We start from the raw sequence: 16,210 nt of genomic DNA, 5'->3' as shown, positions 1-16,210 counted from the left end.
AAAATAAAAAAAGCAAATACCATTTCGGGAGGCGTGGACAGAAGGCTGTTGCCAGAAGTCCGCGGAAATTAACGCAATGCGCTTGATGCCGCCACCTTCGTTGCGCGTTGTGGTCCAAATTGTTGCTGGCATGTTGGTATTCGCCACATCCGGCAAGGCTGCAGCGTGTGATCTAACCATTTTGACGTCCTATCCGTCATCATTTTACAAACCGTTTGTTGACTTGTTCATCGCGCGGAACGGCGCGACGGATATTTGTGTTCAGAATAAGAACACGATCGGATTGATTTCGCATGTTCGCGAAAACAGGCGACCGGTTCCTGATGTCGTTTGGGCAAGCTCGCCGGTGGCGTTTGAGCTGCTTGATCAACACGGCGCTTTGGCCAGATTTCCTGAGAAAGTTGGAAACCCGGCAGATAGTGCTGATATTACCGTCGACTCCCCAAATGGTTCGCGGTTCGGTTTTGCGCTTTCGACAATTGGTGTGATGTCAGTTCCAAACGACGCGTCATTGCAAACCCCGATCGAGATCGCCGATCTTGCCTCTTCTAAGTATAGCGGCATGCTTGGTATGAGTTCCCCGTCTCGCAGTGGAACGACCCATCTGTTTGTTGAAAGCCTTTTGCAGCAATATGGTTGGCAAAAAGGTTGGGCGCTTCTCTCTCAAATTGGAGGCAATCTTGCGACAGTTACCGCGCGTAGTTTTGGGGTTCGTGACGGTGTTGCGCGAGGTCGTTTCGACTATGGCATTGGCATTGATTTCCTTGCCCAGGCACAGTTGCCGTCCGGCTCGAAGCTTGCCTTTCGTTCATTCTCGCCGGGCTGGTATTTCCCCGCAAGCATTGCTGTTACCGGTCTGGGCGCAAACAATGTGCTGTCTCTGGGATTTGTTAACTTCCTTAGAGGCCAAGAAGCACAAGAACTGTTACTTGATCCGGAAATCCAGCGGATTCCAATTGATCCGGCCTTGTGGCCAAAGGTGGGTTTTTCACCATCCGACTATAAACCGGTCCACCGTCTGGATCTGAAATTGGCTGCGACCCGCATGGCAGTCGTCAATGCACTTTTTGACGATATGATCACCCATCGACTTCTTGAAATCCGAAAGCTTTGGGATGCTTTGCTCCGGTTGGAGAGCTCCCAGGTTATTAGGCAATCTGATTCGATGCGGCCCCTGCTTGCAGCGGTGCGAGAATCCCTTGAATCCGTGCCGGTTGCGGCTTTCATGGCTAACGAACAAAGCTTTGAACGCGTCTTTTCCGACGCAGTTTCCCCCGAAACTGCCGTTGCCGGAAGGTTGCGTGTTCAGGATAGCTGGTCGAATGATTTCAGCCAGCGTTTCAAATCTGCACGCGAATTGATTGCCCGAATGGAATCGTTTCAAAGCCACCTTGATTCAGGCGTTGAACAATGAATTGGCATCTCGGTAGCCTCCGAGCGAAACTAATGCTGTCGGTTGTTGTCATTGCTAGTGTTTCGGTGATCGCAACCACGATTTCGAACCTGACACTTGGGGGTGTCAGCCAGACAGTCGCCGATCTGGCGTCGGAGAACTTGGCGGTTACGGCCACAAGTGCCCGCTTTGCCGAGATTGGGCAGATCATCCGCGTTGATACACCTCGATTAGGCAGTGCATCGACACAATATGCTCGACAGGATGCTCTTGATAGTCTTCAGGCGCATTTTCAAGATTTGCACGTGCTTAGTCTTGAGCTTGCCACTTATGCCCCTGACCTGACCGAAAAGCTCGCACAGCTTCTTGATGACCTGATGACGAATGTCGAGCAGCTTGATGCCAACGTCGCAACAAAGTTTGAAATGCGCGATAATCTTAGTCGTCAGGTTGCACGGATTAATCGCTTGCACAGTGATTTCCTTCTTGAAGTCGATCCGCTGCTGGTTGATGCCAATTTCAACGTAACATCCGCGATTGATCAAAGCTTTACCAGCCCCAGCACGGACGTTCAGGTCGATACTGTCGTTAATGAGGTGCGCTTTACCGAGGCACTGGGTCGTTTGCATGCTGCCTGCAATCTGATCGTTGGACTGATGCTGCGCGCGGTCGGAGAAGACGACTTTGGCGCTATTGAGCAACTTCGTTTGCGTCTGCTCGAAAGTATCTCGGAGGCCAATGAAAACCTCCCGGCACTCCAACAGAACAGCAGCTCGATCACCCTGCTTCAGATCTGGCATGAAATCGCATCTTACGGCGAAACACCCCGCGACCTACTTGAACTTAAGCTGCGTGAAACGGCTTTGTTGCGCCAGAATGCCCAGCTTCAGGATGAGAATGCGGTATTGCTAGAAACTTTGGGTGGGCTGGTCGCGGATACGGTGCGTGAGAGCGGCCAGCGTACTGAAAACGTCTCCCTGCAGATTGAGCGTGAGGTGCGAAGTGGCCAATTGTTCGGATTGTTGGCTGGAACAACGACAGTTGGCCTGTTGATCCTGTTCTCCGTAATTTTCATTCGGGGCCAGCTTCTGCAACGCCTGATGCGTGTCTTGTCTTCCATGCAGATCATTGCCGATGGCAATTTTGCTCACCGGGTGCTGGTAGATGGTAAGGACGAAATCGGGCAACTTGCCGATGCCGTTCGGCTGTTCCGGCACAAGTCGCAAGCGCTTGAAACCCATGCTGAAGCACTCGAAGACACCAACGCGGAACTACGCAGCGAAATTGTCCTGCGTCAGCAAGCCGAACAGGATCTGCGCGAAACACAGGCCGAACTGCTACAAGCCGCTAAGCTGGCTGCACTTGGACAGTTGTCAGCCAGCATCGCCCACGAATTCAATCAACCGCTCGCAGCACTCAGTTCATATAACCATAATGCATCGCTTTATCTTGAGCGTGGCGAGCACGATAAATGCCTTGAGAAGCTTGAAGATATCGACAGGTTAGTGAAGCGACTTTCGAAAACATCCAACCATCTGAAAAGTTTCGCCCGCCGACCACAAGAAGCGGTCACAAAACATGATGGGATCGAAGTCCTTGAAAATGCCCTGTCCCTTTTTGAAGAGCGGATCGCACGCAACGGTGTACTGCTGAAACGTGCTTATCCGGACGGGCCGGTTTATGTTCTGACCGACCCGGCAAAACTCGAACAGGTTCTGGTCAATTTGATCAGCAACGCCCTTGATGCAGTGGAAGAACTTAAAGAGCCCGTCTTGCATCTGGCAATCGCCGAAACGGATCGCCGGGCGGTGATAACGGTCGAGGATAATGGCGTCGGTTTTGCCCCCGATGTTAGCGACAAGCTCTTCGAACCCTTCTTCACGACCAAGCCGCCGGGAAAAGGTCTGGGACTTGGTCTGTCAATTTCATTCAATGTCATTCGTGACCTTGGTGGACGTCTCAAGGTTTTGCCTAGCCAGGATGAACATGGCGGAACGATTGCAACCGTGGAGTTGTTTAAAACGTGACAAACAACAGTGGAAAATCTCCGGTTTTGTTAATTGATGACGAAGCAGAAATTCGTCGTGCATGGGAAGAAACCCTGCATCTGCAAAACTTCATGCCGCAATCATTCGAAGACGCCGAAGCTGCAATTACCACCTTGCAGACCGATTGGCCCGGCGTTGTTCTGACCGATCTGCGTATGCCCGGAATGGATGGGTTTGGTGTGCTTGAAGCCGTCAAGCGCATTGACCCAAAAATTCCGGTTATCATCGTGACAGGTCATGGGGACATCCCGATGGCGACCAAGGCGGTTAGATTAGGGGCCTATGACTTCATCGAAAAACCGGCTGACCCCGAAATGCTGCTTGCGGTCGTGGGGCGTGCGTGCGAACTGCGACGTCTCATCCTTGAGAACCGCTGCCTGATCAACCGAAGCGATGATGGCTATCGCATCGAAAACCACATCATCGGCAACCATCCGAAGATCGAGCGTTTACGACAGAAAACAACAGTCGTCGCCGGCTCTGACGTCAATACGATCATTTATGGCGAAACCGGTACAGGAAAAGAACTTGTTGCGCGCGCCCTTCACGAACTAGGGCCGCGCAAAAATGGTCCGTTTGTCGCAATCAACTGCGGTGCTCTGCAGGAAACGCTGATTGCAAGCGAGCTTTTTGGCCATGAAAGCGGAGCTTTCACAGGGGCTGATCGCCGACATATCGGCAAGCTTGAACAGGCTAGTGGCGGTACGCTTTTCCTTGATGAAATCGAAAGCATGCCGTTAAGCCAGCAAACCCAACTTTTGCGTGCCCTGCAAGGGCAGACCATTGAACGGTTGGGAGGGAAATCACCGATCAATATTGATGTGCGGGTGGTTGCGGCTGCCAAAGAAGACCTTGAACAGGCATCGGAGGAAAGTAGATTTCGCCCGGATCTTTATTACCGTCTTGCAGTTGCTACTCTTACGATCCCTCCCTTGCGGGAGCGCGGCGAGGATATTGCGCTGCTTTTTGTGCATTATGTTTCGAGCGCATGCAGCAAACACGGGCTCAAAATTCCCGAAATTTCCGAAATCAGCCTTGATGAACTGCGCGGAAAGTCTTGGCCTGGGAACGTGCGCGAGTTGGTGAATGCTGCAGAAAGATATGCTCTTCAGCTGGAAAGCATGTCGACGGGTTTCGACAGATTTGATGCCTCGATGTCCTTGCCAGATCAGATGGATGCCTTTGAAAAAAAGGTGATTTCATCTGCTTTGCGGCGCTGTGAAGGGAAGGTCCAAGAAACCGCCGACTATCTCGATATTCCACGCAAGAAACTTTATCTGCGCATGCAGTACCACAATATCGACAAGCGTGACTTTGTAGATGGTGCATGATGTGTCAATACTGACCCGTCTCCTCTTCGTTTTGGGTTATTATTGACACAAATATCGCAGTTACGGAATCGCGTGATTTCGGAATAAATACTTTAAAAAACAAATACTTAGTTTGGTTCTCCTAGTATGGGTCACATTGGCACATTGGTTGCTCTTGTCTGGTTGCCGACCTGCGTCGGTCAATGAACAACCAAATAGGGAGGAACCAGTGTCCAACATGGTTCACAAAACATTGCGCCACCTGGGAACAGGTGTTGCGCTGGCCGCCATGCTTGCAACCGCAACCGCGCATGCAGCCGAAGACAAGCTCGTCATTGTGACGTCCTTTCCGTCCGACCTGACTGATGTTTTCAAGAATGCCTTCATGAAAGAAAACCCCTCCGTCTCGGTCGAGGTTGTCAATAAAAGCACTTCATCAGGTGTGAAATATCTGATTGAAACGGCACAAAACAACCAATCCGATATCTTTTGGGCTTCGGCACCCGATGCCTTTGAGGTCCTCAAGGAGAATAGCCTGCTTGCGAAATACGAGTCGACAGTCGGTGGTGTTGCCAAAGAACTTAATGGCTATCCGATCAATGATCCGGATGGCTATTACTCCGGCTTTGCGCTTTCGGGCTATGGCTTCATGTGGAACGAACGCTACATGGATGCGTTCGATCTTCCGGAACCGGGGGAGTGGGAAGATCTTGCAAAGCCAGTTTACCATGGTCACGTCGGCTTATCGGCCCCGTCGCGCTCGGGTACCACACACCTGACGATTGAAACCATTCTTCAGGGCGAAGGCTGGGAAAAAGGTTGGGAAACCATCCGTGACATTTCCGGTAACGCCAAAACCATCACCGAACGCAGCTTCGGTGTGCCCGATGGTGTAAACAGCGGTTCATTCGGCATCGGGATTGTCATTGACTTCTTTGGCTTCTCGTCAATGGCGTCGGGCTTCCCGGTTGATTTCAGCTATCCGAGTGTTACTGCGCTTGTTCCGGCCAATATCGGTGTTGTTGCCAATGCGCCCAACAGTGAACCGGCACAGAAATTCATCGACTTCCTGATGTCGGAAACTGGGCAGGGTTTGCTGTTTGATCCGAAAATCATGCGTCTTCCGGTCAACGAAGCTGCCTATGCAAATGCACCGGAAGGTCTTCCGAACCCGTTCAACGGCTCGATCAAAACGGAAGTCAAGTTTGATACCGCGGTTTCGCAGGGTCGGTACAACGTTGTGAACTCCCTGTTCGACGTGATGGTCACCTACCGTCTCGAAGATCTGCGTGCGGCAACCGTTGCCATTCAGGAAGCCGAAGCGGTTTTGGCTGAAAGCGGTGAGAACAATGCAGAAGCGACCAAGTTGATCGAAGAAGCCAAGGCGCTTTTGCATAAGCTCCCGATTGACGAAGCCAAGGCAAACGACCCTGAATTTGCTGCGATCTTCAAAAGCAAACGCAAAAAGCAAACCGACAAGGTCGAAGGTCGTCAGGCTGAAATCGAACAGGAATGGGACAACCAGATCGTGCAGAACTACCAGAAGGCGGCAGAGCTCGCGAATACTGCGCGCTTCATGTTCTGATCTTTCCTGAACTCCCTGGTATCGTGTGACGTTGCCTGGCAGCCGCTGGGGGTATGTCAGGAACGCACATGATACTTATCCCCCTGCCAGAGAAGTTGAGCTCTGGCAGGGGCCAGATTCCCCGACATTGGAGAATACTTATGTCGTCCGCCGCTCTTGCGCGACCGGTGCGTTTCTCTTCGCTTGGTCCATATATGGTCGCTGGGATTGTGGTCCTGTTTCTGGGTGCCTTCCTGTTAGTGCCGGTCCTGAAAGTCATTCAGGTCGCCTTTCAGGAGCCCACCAGCGGATCTTTCACGCTGGTAAATTTTCAGGACTTCTTTAACAGCGCATTGTTCCGTCAGTCTTTCTTCAACTCGGTCTATGTGTCGGGGATGTCCGTCGTGTTTGCGTCGGCATTTGCGCTGCCACTGGCCTATTTCACCACCCGTTTTAATTTCTCAGGTTCGGTGATCATTCAAACACTTGCCTTTGTTCCACTCATCATGCCGCCCTTTATTGGTGCTGTCGCGATGCAATTGCTATTTGGGACAAACGGCAGTGTGAACTTGCTTTTACGGGACTGGTTCGGGATCAATATTCCCTTCATGGAGGGGCTGAATGGTGTGATCTTTGTTCAGTCCATTCACTATTTCCCGTTCATTCTGATTAACCTCAGTGCAAGCCTCCAAAACATCGACCGTTCAATGGAGGAAGCTGGTCAGATGCTTGGGTCAAGCGGCTTCCGTCTGTTCCGCCGTATCGTTTTTCCGCTTGCAATGCCGGGCTACATCGCCGGTGCGTCCCTTGTCTTCGTCAAAGTCTTTGACGATCTTGGCACGCCGCTCTTGTTGAACGTCAACACCATGCTTGCCCCGCAGGCCTATCTGCGTATTTCGTCGATCGGTATTTCCGATCCAATGGGCTATGTGATTTCGTGCATCCTGATTGTGTTCTCTGTTTTTGCCATGTGGGTTGCGTTCCTTGGTATGCGCGGCAAGGACTATTCGACAACGCAAAAAGGCGGCGGCGGCCTGTCCAAGCGCGATCTGCGTTCGCATGAAGCCATCCTTTGCTATGTCGTGATCTTTTCGATCCTCGGCATCGTGTTGGCGCCGCATCTGGGATTGTTGCTGCTGTCCCTCGGGTCTGTCTGGTCGTTCAGCGTCTTGCCTGACAGCTTCACTACCAGCCACTACGCCACGGCATTTACCTCTGCCTGGACCTTTATCAAGAACACGCTGATCTATGCCGGTCTTGCCGGTGTCATCGACATCGTTCTGGGGACTGCGATTGCCTACGTCGTAATGCGCACAAACGTCATCGGTCGTAAATGGCTTGATTACATGGCAGTTTCTGCTCTTGCAGTGCCAGGGGTTGTTCTTGGTATCGGGTATCTGCGCGTTTTCTATGGTGTGGAAATGCCAATCACCGGTCAGCCAATGGCAACTTGGTGGGGGATTATCGTGATCGCACTTGCTGTGCGCCGTTTGCCTTATGCCCTTCGCTCCTGTACAGCCGCCCTGCAACAGGTTTCCCCGTCACTGGAAGAAGCATCCGAAAACCTCGGGGCATCCAAGTTCCGCACAGTTCGCCGGATTGTGGTTCCGCTGATGGCCAGTGGCCTAGTCGCGGGCTTTGTCACCAGCTTCTCAACAGCTGCAGTCGAACTGTCTGCAACCATCATGCTTGTTTCGACTGAAAATGACGCCCCGCTGGCTTATGGACTCTACTTGTTCATGCAATCGGCTGCCGGTCGTGGACCGGGTGCAGCACTCGGTGTCATGGCTGTCATCATTGTTGGTTTGGCGACTTATTTGTCGCACCGCATGGTTGACCGTGCTCGCAAGCAACGCAGCAGCATGGAACAGGCCGCAGGAGATGCAGCATGACCATTATAACCAATCCTTCCAATAATCGTCGCGCGGAGGCCGACACTATGACCACGATGCAAACTGCACCGGTTCAGATCGATATTGAAAATCTCTCTTTGTCGTTTGGTAAGACCGAAGTCCTCAAAGGGGTGAACCTAGCGATCCGTCCGGGCGAATTCTTTGCCTTCCTCGGTCCATCCGGATCGGGAAAATCCACCTTGTTGCGTGCGATTGCGGGCTTTGGCCCGAACCCTAAAGGTCAGATCAAGCTTGATGGTCAGGACATTGTCGGCTCTGTACCGTGGCAGCGGAATGTTGGCATGGTGTTTCAGAGTTATGCGCTCTGGCCGCACATGACAGTGGCCAAAAACGTCGCCTTTGGCCTGGAGGAGCGCAAGGTCCCGTCATCCGAAATTGGCCCAAAGGTCCTTGCTGCTCTGGAACTTGTTGGTATGGCGGACTATGCCGAACGCTTCCCGTCGCAGCTGTCGGGTGGGCAGCAACAACGTGTGGCACTGGCGCGCACGATTGTAGTTGAGCCGCGGGTTTTGCTTCTTGATGAGCCCCTTTCAAACCTTGATGCAAATCTGCGTGTGCAGATGCGTCAGGACCTTCTCAAGTTGCAACGTCGCCTGGGTATTACAACGATCTTCGTCACCCACGATCAGGAAGAAGCCAACACGATCTGTGACCGGATTGCCGTTATGGCAGACGGGGTGGTGCAGCAAATCGGTCGCCCTGACGAGGTTTACGATAATCCGGCCAACAGCTTCGTTGCAAAATTTCTTGGGACCGCAAACATCCTCGAAGGTGAGGTTGTCGCATCTGCGGAGGGCAAGAGCTTCGATTGCGGTGCCAACCTTCGCATTCCGGTCGATGCAGACGAAGCAACTGGCAAAGCACGGTTGGTGGTACGTCCTGAAAGTATCGAGTTCGCGGCTGATGGTGCGAACGACTCCTTGTCAGGCTTGGTTGCTTCTGCCGAGTTCCTCGGCGGGATGGTGCGCTATGCGATCGATGTAAACGGTCAGGAACTGTTGGTCGACGAACGACATACGCGTGGCAAGAAGCGTATGGAAAAGGGTGAAAATGTTGCGCTTAAGCTTGACCCTGCCCAGGCTGTTCTGATCCGCGATTGATTTTAACCAATTGGAGCATTGAGCCGCCATGGCGGCTCAATGCCGTTTTTTTTGTGATTAGGATCGCAAAGGTTTGAAAATGTCTGAAACGAAACTCCCGACAATTCTGCTGATCCGCCATGGTGAAACCCAGTGGAACATCGAAGGACGCTTGCAGGGCCAACGAGATGCACCACTCACTGTAAACGGGTTCCGACAAGTTTGCGCCGTTGCCGAAAACACACGTGATATCTGGATGAAGTTGTCTGCTGACAGAGCCGTTAGTTATTTCTCCAGTCCACTTGGTCGCGCGCGTCAGACAGCCTCTGTTCTCGCCGATTTCTGGGGAATCCGGTACTCGGATTTCCAATACAACGATGCCATTGCGGAACGGAACTATGGCGCATGGGAGGGTATGACTTTGCCAGAAATTTCTCGGCTCCGTCCGCTGGAGTTTGATGCACACCAACGTGATATTTGGGGTTATGAGGTCCCCGACGGAGAGAGCAAAAATCAGTTAAGTACAAGGATCAAGCATTGGCTTGCCACGCTTTCCGTCAACAACCCACATGTGATCGTGACCCACAGCGGCTGTTTTCGTCTAATTCGTGGGCTTTATGTTGGTGCTTCAAAGATGGAAATGGATGCATACCGCGAACCGCAAACAACGTCTTATTTGCTTAGTGACGGTAAAGAGCTCGAATACACGATGCCGATAGAGTTGACCAAAAGGTTCGACTTGAACTCACAAGCGCTGACAGTTCAGATTTGAAGTTGGTATCGGTTTGCGGGAATTTGAAAGTAGGCTGATATCCCGCGATTTGAATTGCAGGTTGACGGCTCGGTATTATATATTTTCCATAACATCACCCCCACGCTTAGCCAGCAGTTCTTAGGAGCTCAGTGATGCGCCTTTTGGGGGGTATTTTTTGCCAAAATCGTGAGTTGTTGTAGGTTTTGCCTCTTCCGTGAAATTTATTCACGTCATAGTGTGAGCCGAATATGGTGATTAATCGGCTCACGAGGGGGGGTGATGGGCAAATGGAACTGGCAGCACAGTGATTGGCCCAACTTCACTTGGGATAGGCAGCAAATCCAAGCCTACTTACCTTCTGTTTATCATAAACAGGGATACGTGGCCGGATTGGTCGACTCGCTGAACGGCACCGGCACCTTAATCACCAAAGCACTTACTGAGAACATTGTTGCTTCTTTTGCAATTGAGGGCGAGCACCTCGACGCAACTGTCCTATCCGATGAAATCGAGCGCGGGTTTGGCCGAGCTTCCTCTTGGGATGACGCCAAGAGTGTCGGGATACTGGAGGGAAACGCCGCTGCTTTGATATCAAACGTTTTTGACAAGTCCTCTCAAGACCTTACTCTGCATCGATTAGGAATATGGCAGCGCTGCATGTTCGAGAGGACCTGCTCACCAGCTCAAATCGGACAACCTGCAACATGGCGAACCGAAGATATCAACGTGGTTTCCGGTGGAAGCGGCGACCGGAGAATTCATTTCGAAGCTCCTAGCCCGTCACGCGTCGCAATTGAGATGGAAACATTCCTTAACTGGTTCGCTTCTAGCCGAGAAGCCAAAGAAATAGATCCGCTTTCACGAGCTGCTTGGGCGCATCTGTGGTTCGCGACCGTGCATCCATTCGAAGATGGCAATGGCAGGAGTGCACGCGCGGTTGCTGACCTAGCACTGTTTCAGTCAGACAAAAATGCTGTCTTGTACCCAATGGCGCCTTACATTTTAGCCGACCGTGAGAACTATTACGCCGTGTTGGAGCGAACTCAGTCTTCCGGTTTAGATGTAACGGAATGGATGAATTGGTTTTTCAAAACTCTGGAAAATGCACTCGACGGGGCGATCACGAGATTAAACTGGAGTGTTGAAGCGAACAGCCTCGTGACAATGCAGCCAGAAACTCGACTTCTGACACAACAAGTCAGAATTCTTGTGCTGCTGCATGATGATGCGGATCAAAATGTCATAAGCGCATCACAATATGCTGCGATTAATAGCGTTAGTAAGGCGACAGCAACGCGCCACCTTACTGACCTGGTCGACAAAGGCTATCTATGCGTTTGCGAAGGACGCGGCCGTTCGACGAAATACCGGTTGTCTAGCAAATAATTGATCAGGCATTACACCATGCCAAAATCGGGAATGCCCTGACGCATGATTTCGCGAAGAGTTAGAGAATAGCGAGAAGGTCGGGTGTCTCCTTTTGGACGACGAACAATCTTCATCTCGCCGCCCTCTTCATCGAATTCGATGATCCCAACTTGATGAATGTCCAGAGCGTCAATCGCAGCATTAATTTCTTCTGATGGCCATCGGAACGAGCTGTTTCTGCAAAGCCATACGTGGCGGAAAAAACTCGAGCGATAATCTATGTCAGACAGTAGGTTCTGGAAGGCCGGTTTGTGTTTCCCAGGTGAACTGGTCATTAACATGAAACCGTCAACCAGCTGCAAGGCGCCATCATCGCCACAGCGAATGCCAACAGCGTCAATGCTGACGAATTCAAACTCATACCTATTGAAATAGATACTGACATCGTCACCTCCGTACAGAAGGGACTTGTGCTCATCAATTAAAGCGAGAGCTTGTTCTCTATGAAGCACGTCTTTGGGCATCAAGAACGTTGGCTTCGACGATGAAGAATGCTTTCGGTTCGTTACTTCACTGAGGATTTCCTTGATACGAACCACCGGGACTCTCTCGTCGCGCATTTGAGTCAGGAGATTGAGTGCAGCATCCGGATCAGCGCTGTAAATACGTGCGAACAGTTCAGCAGTGTGAAAGTGGCCCAGTACGTCAAACAGGGCATTTGGTGCGAGTGCACGCTGTCCAAGAATTTCTTGCAGTTTCGTTTTTTCGCGATCTGCGATGGCATTACCGCGGATGAGTGTTGAGCGCATGCGTTGCAATGCGTTGCGTGTATAACCAGATTTCTGAGCAAGCATCTCCCAGAAATGTTCTTTGTTTGCAGAGTATTGCTTACCTGCTGGCGTTTTTTCGATCTCGTTGATCATCGACGCAATTTGTGTCCAGGGCATCCGCCGGCCCCGTGCATCGTCCAATTTTGCAAGCAGTTCATCAAAGGATTGCGCGTTCATCTTGGAGGGATTTCCTTGCATTAAAAGATCTTTCAATTACCCATAGCAGAATTTTTCGATTGTGCAAAGTTGATTTGAATCATAATATGCCACGAATCATAACGCGGATTGTGAATGATGTTTGATCCCCATGCACAAAGAAGCAGGAAGGTTGTCCGTCGAACGACGCATCGCGTTGTCGGCCGTTTCCCAAGCTTGAAATCAAGTCGGGTCGTCCACTGGGAGTCCCAGCTCGAGCGCGACATGATCCGTTTGTTGGAGTTTGATCCGGCGGTGTTGTCATATCGGGAGCAACCAGGGCCTCTTACTTATTTCGAGAGCGGAAAAAGGCGTAAATACACACCCGATTTTATCGCGCAGATGACGAGTGGCGTAACTGTCTTTGAAGTAAAGCCTTACGAACAGTCCATAACAAGCCCCTTGAAAGAGAGACTTGCCGCATTCCGGGAGTACTACAGCGCGCAAGGTATAGATTTCCTAGTTATGACCGAGCGCGAAATCCGAAAAGAACCGCGACTTTCAAACATCACCAAACTCTTGCGGTATCAGCGCGAAATCGTAAATCCCGCCAGCAAGCAGGTTGTTATCAATCTTATTGATAGCGGTGTTCAGACCCTTGCGGGGTTGTTCGAACATTTGAAAGAGCATGGTGTTCCGTTCTCGCAGGTCTACGCACTCATCGCTCAAGGCATTCTTGGCGTCGATATTAATCAACCGATCGACAACGACGATACATCTGTTTGTTTGCGGAGGGCTTCGTAATGGTTGCTGTTCGCATCGGTATGGGAACTGAGGTGTCTGTTGGTGAAACCATCTATGCCGTCCGTCGTTGCCTCGCAGGGGATATTCTTCAGCTTGAGTCAGAAGATGACGGTCAATTGGTGAAAATCCCAAGACCTGAGTTGGCGTTTTCCGTGGCTAACGGTGAAGCTTCCATCATCGTTGGTGGCCGCAAGCACAAGGTACTAGAACGTCAGGACCTGAGTGTCCTTCCCGAAAAAGATCGCGATGAGCTTCGCCGCAGGCTTGCCTACGTAAAATTGGTCGAGAAGCCAAGGGTTGCAGAGAGCGGTGCAGCCTTAGTGAAAGCCAGCATCGAAATTGGTGCAGCACAACTTAACGACCCTAAGCCACCGTCAGTGGCAACGCTCTATAACTGGTGCAAACTTTACCGCCAGGCTGGCGGCGATCCTGTGGCTTTGGTGCCGCAAAAAAAGCGCCGTGGGAACCGGAAACGACGATTTTCTCCTGAAGTGCTCGAAATCCTTCAGGCCGTAATTAATGAGCGATTTCTGGTTACGTCTAGGCCTAGGCCGACGGATGTTTACTCCGCTGTCGTCGTCGAGATCGAAAGGCTGAATGCATATCGGCCATCGTTTGATCAACTCGCTGTTCCAAACCTTAGAACTCTCTATCGCGAAATCGAGAAACTCGAGCCCTACACCTTTTTAAGGGGCCGATACGGGAAACACATTGCCGACAAGGAAACCCGACACGTGGGAAAAGGTGCTTTCTCCTCCCGACCGCTTGAGCGGGTAGAGATCGACCACAGTCTTCTCGATATCATCGCCTACGATGAGGATCTCGACATTCCACTAGGGCGGCCAACACTCACATTAATCATTGACCATTTTTCAAGGATGCCTCTGGGCTTTTATCTCGGCTTCGAAGCGCCAGGTTCAGCGAGTGTAATGATGGCACTGCGCAATGCGATTGGGACCAAGGAATGGGTCAACGAGCGTTACCCTGACATCGAAGGCGCATGGCCCTGCTATGGTGTGCCCGAGGTTCTTGTCACGGATAACGGGCCCGAATTCCATTCTAAAGATCTGGAAATCGCGTGTGCCCAACTTGGTATCTCCATCCAGCACAACAAAGTGAAGTCACCATGGAGCAAAGGTGTTGTGGAGAGAATTTTTGGTGAGATCAACCGATCTCTTCTGTGTGATGCGCCGGGGAAGACCTTTCACAACAAGGACGCACGTTCAGAGAATGATGCGGTTGGAGAGGCTAGCGTTCCTATCGCACTTCTTGAGCATGTCTTGTGTAAATGGATTGTCGAAATTCATGCCAGGAAGATGCACGAGGGTATACAAGCAATACCGATTGAAAGATGGACTGAAGGTGCGGAGACGTTTCCACCTCGGCTTATTTCCGATCAGGAGGACCTCAATGTTCTTCTTTCCTGCTTCAAGGAAGTTCGGAAAATTCACCCCAAAGGGATTGTGATAGAGGGCATTTGGTACAGCTCAAAAAAGCTGACAGAGCTCCGCAACAGTTCCGCCAAAGATATTCAGGTAGATATGAAGTTCGATCCGACCAATATGGGGCGCATTCATGTCCGCGATCCAAGAACCAATACCTATTTCGAGGTCCCGGCATTGAATCCTGAATACGCAGAGGGGTTGGGGCTCTGGCCTCACAAGATCGTTCGCAAGTGCCTTCGGAAAATGGGGGCGCGTAAGATCGGTCCAACTGAACTTGCGAAAGTCAAAGAACACATTCACGACCTTATTCAGGAAACGGCCAAGACCAAGAAGCGGAAACGCACAACCAATGCACGGATTGGACGGTTTCGTGAGTCCTCCAGTCACGCACCCTCGAATGAAGATCGGATTGTCGAGCAGAACACCTCTTATGAGATCTCATTTGATGCTGCACCAACGGCCGAGGAGGAAGATTATCGTGATGACCTAGTCGAAGATGACGATTTTCTTGCTGATGGCATGCGACGTATTCAGGCTGTCGGAAAGGATGACCTATGAGCATTTCTGTTAATCCAGACAAGCTTTCTGACATCAATCAGGTGATGGGTGATGTTCTGATCCGCCATCGTTCTTTCAAGACCGGTTTGGCAAGGCTTGATGAATGCATGCAGTCCTATACGGGCTATGGAGAACCGGTTTGTATGCTTCTGCATGGTCCATCAGGTGTTGGGAAGTCGACGCTTGCAAAGGCTTTTCTCGTCGATAATCAGCCTGTCGAAACCCAGGACCGTAAACTGGTTTCGGTTCTGAGCGCCGTAATTCCGGTGCCGGCAACGATGAAGAATATGGCGTCCGAGCTTCTCGATAAGCTTGGTGACCCTCTTTCTGACCGTGGCACACTTGAGCAAAGAACCAAAAGGCTTCGCAAGCTGCTCCGGGAGTGTGGCACGAAGCTCATCATCCTTGATGAGTTTCAGCACTTTATCGATCGCAAGAGCGAGCGGGTTATCCTCGATGTTTCTGACTGGCTCAAGAACCTCATTTCCAACACATCGATCCCGGTGGCTTTGGTTGGGCTTCCGTATTCGAGAAATGTTCTATCGGCTAATGAGCAACTTATGCGGCGCTTTAGTTATCAGACTGAACTTTCACCCTTTGCTTGGGATGACAATGCAGAGCGTGCAGAGTTTACCAGGATTCTTGACGCGGTAGACGGAAAGCTTGCGGAGATTCTGGGAGGCAAAAGCGATTTGAAGGGGCAAGCTGTCCGCTGCCATGCTGCAACAAAAGGCCTGATTTCTCTTCTGATCAAGCTGATCCATGGCGCCGCATATGAAGCAGCCAAATGCAATGCTTCGTCGATAACCCGGCAGCATCTCGCCAAATCGTTCAGGGAGCGCCTTGTACCAGACAAAGCAGTTCTCAATCCATTTCTCGACAGTTGGGACGGGCAAGCAATCGACCCGCTTCCCGAGAGCAGGCATATGTCGGTGGCGGGATGCATCCCCTCGGTTAGCGCGACATCACGTTCTCAAAACGTCAACGAAGTCCTCTCAGCAAGGTGAGA

Annotated in this window: 12 protein-coding genes; 11 read left to right on the top strand and 1 reads right to left on the bottom strand. The window is 51.3% G+C overall.

Translation table 11 applies throughout. The features are described from left to right. The first annotated feature begins 76 nt into the window (after window positions 1-76). The 8 genes from DY252_RS00570 to DY252_RS00535 all read left to right on the top strand — a co-directional run bounded on the left by DY252_RS00570 (window position 77) and on the right by DY252_RS00535 (window position 11,447). Window positions 77-1,414, top strand: a complete 1,338-nt coding sequence (locus tag DY252_RS00570; protein ID WP_197482549.1) for an ABC transporter substrate-binding protein — start codon at window positions 77-79, stop codon at window positions 1,412-1,414. 32 nt (window positions 1,415-1,446) lie between these two features. Further along, window positions 1,447-3,420: an ATP-binding protein gene (locus tag DY252_RS00565; RefSeq protein ID WP_231959655.1), complete on the top strand. Its 1,974-nt coding sequence runs from the start codon at window positions 1,447-1,449 to the stop codon at window positions 3,418-3,420. Further along, entirely contained in the window at window positions 3,417-4,772 is a 1,356-nt protein-coding gene (locus tag DY252_RS00560) for a sigma-54-dependent transcriptional regulator (RefSeq protein ID WP_064788051.1), read from the top strand. The genes DY252_RS00565 and DY252_RS00560 overlap by 4 nt, the downstream gene beginning before the upstream one ends. A 217-nt stretch (window positions 4,773-4,989) precedes the next feature. After that, window positions 4,990-6,336, top strand: coding sequence for an extracellular solute-binding protein (locus tag DY252_RS00555; RefSeq protein WP_174713889.1), 1,347 nt, complete (start codon window positions 4,990-4,992; stop codon window positions 6,334-6,336). 140 nt (window positions 6,337-6,476) lie between these two features. Further along, on the top strand, window positions 6,477-8,207 hold the full coding sequence (locus DY252_RS00550) for an ABC transporter permease (RefSeq protein ID WP_064788053.1): 1,731 nt from the start codon (window positions 6,477-6,479) through the stop codon (window positions 8,205-8,207). Then, the gene (locus DY252_RS00545) at window positions 8,204-9,328 is read left to right on the top strand and encodes an ABC transporter ATP-binding protein (RefSeq protein WP_197482550.1); all 1,125 of its coding nucleotides are present in this window, start codon (window positions 8,204-8,206) and stop codon (window positions 9,326-9,328) included. Before DY252_RS00550 ends, DY252_RS00545 begins: the two co-directional genes overlap by 4 nt. Before the next feature lie 79 nt (window positions 9,329-9,407). Next, a complete protein-coding gene (locus tag DY252_RS00540) occupies window positions 9,408-10,079 on the top strand; it encodes a histidine phosphatase family protein (protein WP_064788054.1) in 672 nt (223 codons plus the stop codon). A gap of 261 nt (window positions 10,080-10,340) precedes the next feature. Continuing rightward, entirely contained in the window at window positions 10,341-11,447 is a 1,107-nt protein-coding gene (locus tag DY252_RS00535; protein WP_064788055.1) for a Fic family protein, read from the top strand. Between the two features lie 11 nt (window positions 11,448-11,458). Here the strand turns inward: DY252_RS00535 and DY252_RS00530 are convergent, their stop codons facing one another. Further along, window positions 11,459-12,436: a hypothetical protein gene (locus DY252_RS00530; protein ID WP_129542659.1), complete on the bottom strand. Its 978-nt coding sequence runs from the start codon at window positions 12,434-12,436 to the stop codon at window positions 11,459-11,461. Window positions 12,437-12,550: 114 nt separating this feature from the next. Here DY252_RS00530 and DY252_RS00525 point away from each other — a divergent pair, with 114 nt between their 5' ends. The 3 genes from DY252_RS00525 to DY252_RS00515 are packed head-to-tail and all read left to right on the top strand — an operon-like array spanning window position 12,551 to window position 16,208. Continuing rightward, entirely contained in the window at window positions 12,551-13,198 is a 648-nt protein-coding gene (locus DY252_RS00525; protein ID WP_082923383.1) for a TnsA endonuclease N-terminal domain-containing protein, read from the top strand. Next, window positions 13,198-15,201, top strand: coding sequence for a Mu transposase C-terminal domain-containing protein (locus DY252_RS00520; RefSeq protein WP_064788057.1), 2,004 nt, complete (start codon window positions 13,198-13,200; stop codon window positions 15,199-15,201). Before DY252_RS00525 ends, DY252_RS00520 begins: the two co-directional genes overlap by 1 nt. Then, complete coding sequence (locus DY252_RS00515) at window positions 15,198-16,208, top strand: TniB family NTP-binding protein (protein WP_064788058.1); 1,011 nt, start codon at window positions 15,198-15,200, stop codon at window positions 16,206-16,208. Before DY252_RS00520 ends, DY252_RS00515 begins: the two co-directional genes overlap by 4 nt. The last annotated feature ends 2 nt before the right edge of the window (window positions 16,209-16,210 follow it).

Source organism: Thalassospira indica, assembly GCF_003403095.1.
Taxonomy (GTDB): Bacteria; Pseudomonadota; Alphaproteobacteria; order Rhodospirillales; family Thalassospiraceae; genus Thalassospira; species Thalassospira indica.
The sequence above is the reverse complement of the archived record's forward strand: the minus strand, read 5'-3'. Positions and strand labels throughout refer to the sequence as shown.